This window comes from Acidovorax sp. GW835-FHT14B10 (genome assembly GCF_058793725.1).
The window spans coordinates 24,345-35,133 of sequence record NZ_JBXAGC010000038.1 but is presented as its reverse complement, the minus strand read 5'-3'; the positions used below and the strand labels follow the sequence as shown (position 1 = coordinate 35,133).

Here is a 10,789-nt window from a genome sequence, read left to right as displayed (position 1 = left end):
CTCGCTGCTGGCGGACTTCCGCCGCATCGTGATGTAACGCGAGGGCAACACCCATGGCAATCATCGACATCAAGGTGAACCACCCTGGACCGGGGCGGCTCATGATTCACGGGGGGACGCACTCTGATCTAAATCGCAGGGTGTCTGGTGGACGGAAATTCACGGCCCCTCGTTACAGGGCGACTTGGAGTCGGTACCGTCAGCCCAAGTATGCAAGCGGTCGGCCGTGTTGCACCGAGAAGGTCGCGCAGGCGCTATGACCGCAGGACCCCATACAGCCGCCACTCGGGCCAGCACCAGTCAACGCACCCAATAATCGCTTCCTGGTGGCCAGTGTGAGTAGCGACACCCGCTCTGGACGTTTGCTGGTGCCGCACTTTCCCGATATTGCTTGGTTCGCGGCAAGGGCTTCATTTTTCAGCAGCCGGGTCAATGCGAACGGGGCAGAGATAAAAAAAGCCCAATCCTGAGATCGGGCTTTAAAAGGATCCCTGAAACGGGGGTTTCGAGAGGATCCAAGGAGACAACCGGAGGCCCCGAATTCGGGGCGATGGCTCAATGATCAGGGCATTTCCTGGGCGCTGGCTGGAGATTGCACTCCCGTGCGCAGCGCCGCGCCTGGTTCAGCGCTTGCGGGGAGCGGCCGACTTGGCGGCGTCGGCAGCGGTGCTGGCGACGGCGTTGAAGTTGGCTTCGGCCACGTCAGAGGCTTGCTTGACGGCCTTCTGAACCGATTCGAAAGCGTTGTTGGCAGCGGCCACGGCGCTCTTCATCACGGCGACGGTGGTTTCGGAACCGGCGGGGGCGTTCTTGGCAGCGCTGTCCACCAGGTTGGCGAATGCCTTTTGCGCATCGGCGGTCTGGGTTTCGAAGGTCTTGCCGAATTCTGCGCCGGTGCCCGAAGCGATGTCATACAGGTGACGGCTGTAGGCGGCGGTCTTTTCAGCCAGGGGCTGGAACAGGCCGGCTTGCAGTGCCAGCAGCTCCTGTGCGTCCTTCACGCCCAGGACAGCCTGGGTGTGTTGAGCGGCTTCCGTCAGGGCAGCGCGCGAGGCGGTCACGTTCAGTTCGACCAGCTTTTCCACGCCTTCGAAGGCCTTGGTGGTCAGACCAAACAGGGTTTCGATGTTGGCTTTGTGGGATGCCAGGATTTGTTCTGCGGTCAGCGACATGTCATATCTCCTAAAAATGAAACCCGGATGGGCCAAGGTGGTTCACGGACATCTGCGCTGACCTTGACTCGGTAAAGTCATGTTGCAGTGCAGCATGAAATGAATTTTAGGCACTTGCAGTTCGATTGCAAGCTATTTTTGCTGCAATGCAACATATTAGGGGCGGCTCCCCAGCGGTGACGGGATTGCCACAATCGTGTCATGCATGCCTATTACGCAGACCATTTTGTGTTACCCCTGCCGGAGGGACATCGCTTTCCCATGGCGAAATACCGCCTGTTGCGTGAACGCCTGGCGCAGCAGTTGCCTCAGGTGCGGCTTCAGGTGGCCCCGCCGGCCTCTGATGGTGAATTGGCCCTGGTTCACACGCCGGGCTATATCCAAGCGATTGCTGGTGGCACCTTGCCTGCAGCCGCGCAGCGGGAGATCGGGTTTCCGTGGACCGAGGCGATGGCCGAACGCGCCCGGCGCTCCGTGGGTGCCACCATTGCGGCCTGCCGCGCGGCCTTGGCGCAAGGGCTGGCGGGCAACCTGGCGGGTGGCACGCACCACGCCTATGCCGACAGGGGCAGCGGGTTTTGCGTGTTCAACGACATCGCCGTGGCTGCGCGCCTGGTGCAGGCCGAGTGGCCGCGTGGGCGCAGCGCTGGCATGGTGCCGCCACTTCGGGTGGCGGTGATCGACCTGGACGTGCACCAGGGCAACGGCACGGCACATATCTTTCGCGGCGACGCCAGCGTGTTCACGCTGTCACTGCACGGGGCGCGCAATTTCCCGTTCCGCAAGGAGGCTGGCGACCTGGATGTGGAGCTGCCCGACGGCTGCGCGGACGGCGAATACCTGCAGGCGTTGGACCAGGCACTGGACGCGCTGGACCAGCGCTTTGCGCCCGGGCTGGTGCTGTATCTGGCGGGTTCCGATCCCCATGTGGGCGACCGGCTGGGCCGCCTGGCCCTGAGCCACGACGGCCTGGAGGCCCGTGACCGCCGGGTGTTCGACTGGGCCTGGCAGCGTCGCTTGCCCTTGGCCTTCACGATGGCCGGTGGCTACGGCCGCGACCTTGCCGACACGCTGCAGGCGCAGCTGACAACCTGGCGGGTGGCGCAGCAGTACCACGCGCGCTGGCAGAATGTCCGGCCATGACCACTGCCCCCCTTTCCCCGGCCGCACAGCCCGCGCGCCCGGTGCCGCAGCCGCGCAGCGCCTACCGTGTCTTCCGCTCCATCGGCACCCGCTGGATGGACAACGATGTCTATGGCCATGTGAACAACGTCGTCTACTACAGCTGGTTCGACACCGCCGTGAACGCCCACCTGATCGAACAGGGCGTGCTCGATATCCACGCCGGTGAAACCATCGGTCTGGTGATCGAGACCCAGTGCAACTACTTTGCCCCGCTGGCGTTTCCGCAGACCGTGGAGGCGGGCATCCGCGTGGCGCGACTGGGTGGCTCCAGTGTGCGTTATGAGGTGGGCCTGTTTGCCCAGGGCGAGCCACTGTGCGCCGCCGCCGGGCATTTCATCCATGTGTATGTGGACCGCACCACGCGCCGGCCCGTGCCGGTTCCAGAGGCACTGCGTGCCGTGTTGCAGGAACTGGTGGTGTTGGTTTGAGAGTTTTGCTATATAAAATATAGCTGCTGGCGCTTTTTGCAAAAGCGCTGGAACCATTTTTGACACATATCTGGCAACCGGAACAATAGGGGTCTTTCAGACGGCGGCTGCAGCCGCCTGATGGCCTACACTTTGGGGCCCCTGGCCGTGCCAGCGATGGTTTCTGCTCCCCCGGGCCGCCCTGCCGTGGCCCCGTCTTACCATGATCATCACCAGCCTGCTCGACACCGATCTGTACAAGTTCACCATGATGCAGGTGGTGCTGCACCAATTTCCCGGGGCGCAGGTCGAATACCGCTTCAAGTGCCGCAATCCCGGCGTGCAGCTGGCGCCCCATGTGGCCGAGATCAAGGCGGAAATCCGTTCGCTGTGCAGTCTGCAGTTCCAGGACGATGAGCTGGCCTACCTGCGCTCGCTGCGCTTCATCAAGAGCGATTTCGTGGATTTTCTTGGTCTGTTCCGGCTGAACGAGAAATACATCACCGTCACGCCGCTGCCCTCGGGCGAGATTGATATCACCATCCGCGGGCCCTGGCTGCACACCATCCTGTTCGAGATTCCGGTGTTGGCCATCGTGAACGAGGTCTACTTTCGCAACACGCAGAAGGTGCCTGATTTCCCCGAGGGCCGCCAGCGCCTGGATGACAAGATCGTGCTGCTGCAGGCCGAGGGTCTGGCCGAGCTCAAGATTGCCGATTACGGTACGCGCCGGCGCTTCAGCCGTGCGTGGCACGAGGAGCTTTTGCGTGTGCTGGTGGCCCGCCTGGGCACGGGCGACCGCCGCCCGGGCGCGCCGCCCGGCCCGGGCCAGTTTGCGGGCACCAGCAATGTGCTCTATGCCATGAAGCTCGGTGTGACGCCGCTCGGAACCATGGCGCACGAATATTTGCAGGCCTGCCAGGCGCTGGGCCCGCGCCTGCGCGACAGCCAGGTGTTCGGCTTTGAAATGTGGGCCAAGGAATACCGGGGCGACCTGGGCATTGCGCTGTCCGATGTGTACGGCATGAGTGCCTTCCTGCGCGACTTCGACCTGTATTTCTGCAAGCTGTTCGATGGCGCCCGGCACGACAGCGGCGACCCGTTTGCCTGGGGTGAGCGCCTGCTTGAGCACTACCGCAAGAACCGCGTCGATCCGCTCACCAAGACGCTGATCTTCAGCGACGCGCTCACCTTCCCGCGCACCATCGAGCTGTACCAGCAGTTCCGTGGCCGCTGCCAGCTGGCGTTTGGCATTGGCACCAACCTCACCAACGACCTGGGTTACGAGCCCCTGCAGGTGGTCATCAAGATGACGCGCTGCAACGGCCAGCCCGTGGCCAAGGTGTCGGATACGCCCGGCAAGGGCATGTGCGATGACGAGAAATACCTGGCCTATCTGCGCCAGGTGTTCGAGATTCCCTCGGTGCCATGACCGCTCCGGGTGGCCCCAGCAACCCTTCGACAAGAAAGAGAACCCCCATGAAGATTTTCCGCTGGCTGACCGCTGCCGCCCTGTGCGTACTGCCCGGCCTGGCAGGTGCCGCCGATATCGATGGCAGCCGCCTTTCGCTGCTGTGGGGTGTGCCGTTTGCCGGCATTTTGCTGTCGATTGCGCTCGTGCCCCTGCTGGCGCCCATCTTCTGGCACCACCATTTTGGCAAGGTGGCGGCGGCCTGGGGGCTGGCGTTTCTGCTGCCGTTTGCCGTGGTGTTTGGCCCGGCGGTGGCGGGCGCCAGTTTCGTGCATGCGCTGCTGGCCGAATACATTCCGTTCGTCATTTTGCTCACGGCGCTGTTCGCGGTGTCGGGCGGCATCTATATCCGGGGCAACCTGCATGGCAGCCCGGGGCTCAACACGGCCATTTTGGCCATTGGCGCCGTGCTGGCCAGTTTCATGGGGACCACGGGCGCATCCATGCTGCTGATTCGCCCGCTGATCCGCGCCAACGACAACCGCAAACATGTGGCCCATGTGGTGGTGTTCTTCATTTTCATTGTCTCCAACGCGGGCGGCTCGCTCACGCCGCTCGGGGATCCGCCGCTGTTCCTGGGCTTCCTGAAGGGCGTGGATTTTTTCTGGACCGTGGCCCACATCTTCCAGGAAACCCTGTTTCTGGTGGGCGTGCTGCTGGTGCTGTTTTACGCGCTCGACAGCTGGTACTACCGCCGCCACAAAGAGGTGAGGCCGCAAGACCCGACCCCCGACACCCGTGCCATTGGCTTTGACGGCAAAGTCAACTTTGCCTTGCTGGGCGCGGTGGTGGCGCTGGTGCTGCTCAGCGGTTTCTGGAAATCACCGGTGGTGTTCAACGTTGCCGGCACCGAGGTGGGATTGCCCGGCATCGTGCGCGATGTGGGCCTGGTCCTTGTCACGCTGGCCTCGCTCTGGCTCACGCCCAAAACGGTCCATGCCGACAACCAGTTCGGCTGGGGACCCATGCAGGAAGTGGCCAAGCTGTTTGCCGGCATTTTCCTGACCATCATCCCCGTGATCGCCATGCTCAAGGCGGGTGTCAATGGTCCTTTTGGCGCCATTGTGGCCGCCGTGACGCAGCCCGATGGATCACCGGACCCGGCCATGTATTTCTGGGCCACCGGTGTGCTGTCGTCGTTTCTGGACAATGCCCCCACCTACCTGGTGTTCTTCAACACGGCAGGAGGCGACCCCACCGTGCTCATGACCACGCTGGCCCCCACGCTGGCAGCCATTTCGGCCGGCGCCGTGTTCATGGGCGCCAACACCTACATTGGCAACGCCCCCAACCTGATGGTCAAGGCCATTGCCGAAGACCGCGGTGTGAAGATGCCGAGCTTCTTTGGCTACATGCTGTGGTCCTTTGGCATCCTGGTGCCCTTGTTTATTGTCATGACCTTTATCTGGTTCCGTTGATTGGAGACTTCCTGATATGAGCAAACCCCGCATCCTGGTCGCCCGCGCGATCTTTCCTGAGGTGGTTGCGCGCCTGGCGCAGCATTTCGAGGTCGAATCCAACCCCGATGACGTGATCTGGTCGCCCCAGGAGCTGGCCGCGCGGCTGGCCGACAAGGACGGTGCGTTCACCACGGGCAGCCAGCGCATCGATGCCGCCCTGCTGGCCGCCGCGCCGCGCCTGAAGATCGTGGCCAACATGGCCGTGGGCTACAACAACTTCGACGTCGATGCCATGACGGCCGCCGGCGTGCAGGGCACCAACACGCCCGACGTGCTGACCGAAACCACGGCCGACTTCGGCTTTGCGCTGCTCATGGCCACGGCCCGCCGCATGGCCGAAAGCGAGCATTACCTGCGCGCCGGAAAGTGGACCACCTGGCGCTACGACATGTTTGCCGGCAGCGACATCCATGGCAGCACGCTGGGCATCATCGGCATGGGCCGCATCGGCCAGGGCATTGCCAAGCGCGGCGCGCATGGCTTTGGCATGAACGTGGTCTATCACAACCGCTCGCGCCTGTCGCCCGCGCTGGAGGCCGAATGCAAGGCCCGCTATGTCGAAAAGGACGAGCTGCTGCGCACGGCCGACCATGTGGTGCTGGTGCTGCCCTACACCCCCGCATCGCACCACACCATCGCCGCGGCCGAGCTGGCGCTGATGAAGCCCACGGCCACGCTCATCAACATCGCGCGCGGCGGCATCGTGGACGACGCAGCACTGGCAGTCGCGTTGCGCGAGCGGCGCATCGCGGCGGCGGGCCTCGATGTGTTCGAGGGCGAACCCACGGTGCACCCCGACCTGCTCACCGTGCCCAACGTGGTGCTCACGCCCCATATCGCCAGTGCCACGGTGCCCACGCGCCTGGCCATGGCCAACCTGGCGGCGGACAACCTGATCGCCTTCTTTGGCGGGCGCGGGCCGCTCACGCCGGTGAACCAGCCGGTGGCTGGTGTGCGCGCCAGGTGATACGGGGTTTTGAGTGAAATTGACCTCTGGCGCTTATGAAATAAGTGCGATTGGCTATTAAGAACATAGTAAATCTGCCTTGACTACCGATACCCTTGTTCTGCTGGCCGCGCTGGCGCTGGTTTTCGCCCTGCTGGTGCTGCTGTTGCTGCGCCGCCCTCGTGTCGATCTGCCGCCCGAGTGGCTGGCGCGCCTGCGGGCCCTGGAGCAAACCGCCCTGGCCACCCAGATTGCCGTGGCCAAGAACGATGGCGCCCTGGACGGCATGGGCCAGCAGCTGCGCGGCTTCACCCAGACCACGCAGACCACGCTGGAGACCTTGCGCCACGCCGTGGACGAGCGCCTGGCCCAGGCCGTGAGCGAATCGCGCAGCAGCCGTGCCGAACTGCTAGCGGCGTTTGGCGTGTTTGAGGGGCGGCTGGAGCAGCGCCTGGCGGCGTTCGACGCAGCCCTGAGCCAGCGCCAGACGGCGCTCGATGTGGCGCTGGGCCAGCGCTTCGATGCCCTGCAGCAGGCCGTGGCCGGGCGGCTGGAAGAAAGCAGCAAGGCGCTGCTGGCGCATCTGGCGCAGGGCCAGGCCGATGCGGCCACGGCGCGCACCGAGCTGTCGGCCACGCTGGTGGGTTTTCGCACCGAGCTCACCACCACCACCGCCGCGCTGGCCGCCGAAAGCGTCAAGTCGCGCGAGGCCATGGGCGAGGGCGCGGCGCTGTTTGAAAAGCGCATCCAGGAGCGTTTCGAGGCGCTCACTGCCGCCACGCGCCTCACGCTCGACTCGCTCAAGACCGACATCCAGGCCCAGCTGGGCACCATGTCGAACGCGCTCAAGGACCAGCTCGAAGGCAACAGCTACCAGATCAAGAACCAGTTCTCGGTGCTGCAGGACGCCGTCTCGCAGCAGCTGACCGGCCTGGTGCAGGGCAGCCAGCACAACGCCGAGCAGTTGCGCACCGCCCTCAACGAGCGGCTCGGCGCCATCCAGGCTGACAACGCCACCAAGCTGGAAGAAATGCGCCGCACCGTGGACGAAAAACTGCACGCCACGCTGGAGCAGCGCCTGGGCGAGTCGTTCAAGCTGGTGAGCGACCGGCTCGAACAGGTGCACAAGGGCCTGGGCGAGATGCAGACCCTGGCGGGCAGCGTGGGCGACTTGAAGCGCGTGATGACCAATGTGAAGTCGCGCGGTACCTGGGGCGAAATGCAGCTCGGGGCCATCATCGACAACGTGCTCACGCCCGACCAGTTCGCGCGCAACGTCAAGACCGTGCCGGGCAGCGACGAGCTGGTCGAGTTCGCCATCCGCCTGCCGGGCAAGAGCGATGAGCACCCCGTGTGGCTGCCGATCGACTCCAAATACCCGGTGGAGCAATACCAGCGCCTCCTGGACGCCCAGGACGCGGCCGACAAGGCGGCCATCCTGTCGGCAGGCAATGCGTTTGAAACCTCCATCAAGCTCGAAGCCAAAAAGATTTTTGCCAAGTACGTCTCGCCCCCGCACACCACCGACTTTGCCGTGCTGTACCTGCCCACCGAAGGCCTGTTCGCCGAGGTGATGCGCCGCCCCGGCCTGGTCGAGGCGGTGCAGAACGATTGCCGCGTGATGATCACCGGCCCGGCCAACCTGGCGGCCATGCTCAACAGCCTGCAGATGGGCTTCAAGACGCTGGCGATTGAAAAGCGCTCGTCCGAGGTGTGGAGCCTGCTGGGCATGGTCAAGACCGAGTTTGCCAAATTTGGCGATGTGGTCGAGGCCACCAAAAAGTCCATCGACGCCGCGGCCAAGAAGTTTGACGAGGTGGGCGTGCGCACCCGTGCCATCCAGCGCAAGCTGCGTGATGTGCAGGATCTGCCCGCGCCGGATCCGGCCATGCCGCTGGCAGGCGCCAGCACATCAGCACTGCCAGGCCTGGACCCCGAGGACGACCTGCTGTGAACTGGGCACTGGCGCGGTTGATTGCCGGCCAGATCTGCGTGCATGCCTGCATGGCCGGCATGCGCATGGCCGCGCCGCTGCTGGCGCTGCGCGAGGGCTACAGCGCAGCGGCCGTGGGCGTGCTGCTGGCGCTGTTTGCGCTTACGCAGGTGTTCCTGGCCCTGCCCGCGGGGCGCTACGCCGACCGCCATGGCTTGAAGCGTCCCGTGGGTCTGGCGGTGGCGGTGGCGTCGGCGGGGGCTGCGCTGGCGCTGGTATGGCCGGTCTTTCCGGTGCTGTGCCTGGCGGCGTTGATGACGGGGGGCGCCAGCGGTGCCGCGATCATCGCGCTGCAGCGCCATGTGGGCCGGGCCGCCCACGATGCCACGCAACTCAAGCGCGTGTTCAGCTGGCTGGCCATCGGGCCCGCCGTCTCCAACTTCATTGGCCCTTTCTTTGCGGGCTTGCTGATCGACCATGCCGGCAGCACCGCCGGCAGCCTGGAGGGCTACCGTGCCGCGTTTGCGCTGATGGCGCTGCTGCCGCTGGCCACCTGGTTCTGGGTGCGCAATACCGTGGAGCTGCCCCCGGTGATTGCCGCCGCCAGCGGCGTCCCGCAGCGGGCGTGGGATTTGCTGAACGATGCGCGTTTTCGGCGCCTGCTGCTGGTCAACTGGTTTCTGTCGTCCTGCTGGGACGTGCACACCTTTGTGGTGCCGCTGCTAGGGCACGAACGCGGCCTGTCGGCCTCGGTGATCGGCACCATCCTCGGGGCCTTCGCCATTGCGGCGGCGCTGGTGCGGGTACTGATGCCGCTGGTGGCAGAGCGCCTGCGCGAGGCCGCTGTGATCACCGTCGCCATGCTGGTCACCGCGCTGCTGTTCGGTGTCTACCCCCTTTTGCCCACGGCGCTGGCCATGGGGGCCTGCTCGGTGCTGCTGGGGCTGGCGCTGGGCTCGGTGCAACCCATGATCATGAGCATGCTGCACCAGATCACGCCACCCGCCCGCCACGGCGAGGCGCTGGGCCTGCGGCTCATGACCATCAATGCCTCCAGCGTGCTCATGCCGGTGCTGTTCGGCTCGGCGGGGGCGCTGATCGGCGTGGCCGGCCTGTTCTGGGTGGTGGGAGCCAGCGTGGGTTTTGGCGCGCGGCAGGCATGGCTGATGGCGCGCGACGCTTGACCGGGCTGCCCCCGCACGCCAGGGCTGGGGGCGTGGTCAGAGGTTGTAGAACACCTTGATCAGACCCCAGGCTTCCTGCGGGTCGTCGGTGTAGTGGAACAGCTGCAGGTCCTTGGCCGAGATGGTGCCTTCTTCGACCATCACGTCAAAGTTGATCAGGCGCTTCCAGTAGTCGGTGCCAAACAGCACGATGGGCACCGGCTTGGCCTTGCCGGTCTGCACCAGGGTCAGCACTTCGAACAGTTCATCGAGCGTGCCAAACCCGCCGGGGAACGCCACCAGGGCCTTGGCGCGCATCATGAAGTGCATCTTGCGCAGGGCGAAGTAGTGGAACTTGAAGCTCAGCGAGGGTGAGATGAAGCGGTTACCGCTTTGCTCGTGCGGCAGGCTGATGTTCAGGCCCACGTTCAGCGCGCCCGTCTCGTGGGCGCCCCGGTTGGCGGCTTCCATGATGCCGGGGCCGCCGCCCGTGCAGATGTAGATGCGGTCGGCCGGGCGCTGGCGCTCGCTGTACTCGGCCACCAGGCCGGCAAACTGGCGGGCGAGGTCGTAGTAGCGGGCATTGCGCACGGCCTGGTGGGCGCGCTGCAGCTGTGCTGCATCGCCACTGGCCTCGGCTGCGCCCAGCTGGGCTGCAGCCTCGTCGGGCGCCACAAAGCGGGCGCTGCCATACACCACCACGGTGCTCTCGATGCCTTGCTCGGCCTGGCCCAGGTCGGGCTTGAGCATTTCGAGCTGAAAGCGGATGCCGCGTGTTTCGCGGCGGAACAAAAACTCGGGGTCGGCAAAAGCGAGCCGGTAGGCATCGGCGTGCAGGGGGTTGTCGTTGTTGGCGTGGGCGTGCAGTTCGGCCCAGGCATCGGCCAGACGGCGTTCGTTGAGTGGGGTGTTGGCTTCCATGGGGATGGCGGTAGTCGCGGTCCTTGCCGTACGGTGAGAGGGGTGGTGGCATGGCCCGGATATGGGTGCGCTGGACTTGGTGGGATTTTAGGTTAAAAAGGGCTGTTGCACTTTACTGTCATGTGCTGCAA

General features: G+C 64.8%; 9 protein-coding genes. 7 read left to right on the top strand and 2 right to left on the bottom strand.

What is annotated here, in order from left to right; translation table 11 throughout:
• Positions 1 to 623: 623 nt before the first annotated feature.
• Positions 624 to 1,172, bottom strand: a complete 549-nt coding sequence (locus AC1Q5S_RS20335) for a phasin family protein (RefSeq protein WP_303837937.1) — start codon at positions 1,170 to 1,172, stop codon at positions 624 to 626.
• Between the two features lie 201 nt (positions 1,173 to 1,373).
• Here AC1Q5S_RS20335 and AC1Q5S_RS20330 point away from each other — a divergent pair, with 201 nt between their 5' ends.
• From AC1Q5S_RS20330 to AC1Q5S_RS20300, 7 genes are all read left to right on the top strand, one after another.
• Positions 1,374 to 2,315, top strand: a complete 942-nt coding sequence (locus tag AC1Q5S_RS20330; protein ID WP_303837935.1) for a histone deacetylase family protein — start codon at positions 1,374 to 1,376, stop codon at positions 2,313 to 2,315.
• A complete protein-coding gene (locus AC1Q5S_RS20325) occupies positions 2,312 to 2,785 on the top strand; it encodes an acyl-CoA thioesterase (RefSeq protein WP_492239321.1) in 474 nt (157 codons plus the stop codon). Before AC1Q5S_RS20330 ends, AC1Q5S_RS20325 begins: the two co-directional genes overlap by 4 nt.
• 202 nt (positions 2,786 to 2,987) lie before the next feature.
• Positions 2,988 to 4,196: a nicotinate phosphoribosyltransferase gene (gene pncB / locus AC1Q5S_RS20320; RefSeq protein WP_303837931.1), complete on the top strand. Its 1,209-nt coding sequence runs from the start codon at positions 2,988 to 2,990 to the stop codon at positions 4,194 to 4,196.
• 47 nt (positions 4,197 to 4,243) lie between these two features.
• Positions 4,244 to 5,653, top strand: coding sequence for a sodium:proton antiporter (locus AC1Q5S_RS20315; RefSeq protein WP_303837929.1), 1,410 nt, complete (start codon positions 4,244 to 4,246; stop codon positions 5,651 to 5,653).
• A gap of 16 nt (positions 5,654 to 5,669) precedes the next feature.
• Complete coding sequence (locus AC1Q5S_RS20310; RefSeq protein ID WP_303837926.1) at positions 5,670 to 6,662, top strand: 2-hydroxyacid dehydrogenase; 993 nt, start codon at positions 5,670 to 5,672, stop codon at positions 6,660 to 6,662.
• A 79-nt stretch (positions 6,663 to 6,741) separates the two neighbouring features.
• On the top strand, positions 6,742 to 8,595 hold the full coding sequence (locus AC1Q5S_RS20305) for a DNA recombination protein RmuC (RefSeq protein WP_422205777.1): 1,854 nt from the start codon (positions 6,742 to 6,744) through the stop codon (positions 8,593 to 8,595).
• A complete protein-coding gene (locus tag AC1Q5S_RS20300) occupies positions 8,592 to 9,758 on the top strand; it encodes an MFS transporter (RefSeq protein ID WP_422205775.1) in 1,167 nt (388 codons plus the stop codon). Before AC1Q5S_RS20305 ends, AC1Q5S_RS20300 begins: the two co-directional genes overlap by 4 nt.
• Before the next feature lie 36 nt (positions 9,759 to 9,794).
• Here the strand turns inward: AC1Q5S_RS20300 and AC1Q5S_RS20295 are convergent, their stop codons facing one another.
• Positions 9,795 to 10,658 carry an LOG family protein gene (locus AC1Q5S_RS20295; protein WP_303834754.1) on the bottom strand — a complete coding sequence of 288 codons (864 nt, stop codon included), beginning with the start codon at positions 10,656 to 10,658 and terminating at the stop codon, positions 9,795 to 9,797.
• Positions 10,659 to 10,789 lie beyond the last annotated feature (131 nt).

Bases quoted from the DNA above. Each gene is read 5' to 3' on its own strand.
- AC1Q5S_RS20335 (WP_303837937.1), bottom strand. From the start codon at position 1,172: ATGTCGCTGACCGCAGAACAAATCCTGGCATCCCACAAAGCCAACATC.
- pncB (WP_303837931.1), top strand. From the start codon at position 2,988: ATGATCATCACCAGCCTGCTCGACACCGATCTGTACAAGTTCACCATG.
- AC1Q5S_RS20310 (WP_303837926.1), top strand. From the start codon at position 5,670: ATGAGCAAACCCCGCATCCTGGTCGCCCGCGCGATCTTTCCTGAGGTG.
- AC1Q5S_RS20325 (WP_492239321.1), top strand. From the start codon at position 2,312: ATGACCACTGCCCCCCTTTCCCCGGCCGCACAGCCCGCGCGCCCGGTG.
- AC1Q5S_RS20295 (WP_303834754.1), bottom strand. From the start codon at position 10,658: ATGGAAGCCAACACCCCACTCAACGAACGCCGTCTGGCCGATGCCTGG.
- AC1Q5S_RS20315 (WP_303837929.1), top strand. From the start codon at position 4,244: ATGAAGATTTTCCGCTGGCTGACCGCTGCCGCCCTGTGCGTACTGCCC.
- AC1Q5S_RS20330 (WP_303837935.1), top strand. From the start codon at position 1,374: ATGCATGCCTATTACGCAGACCATTTTGTGTTACCCCTGCCGGAGGGA.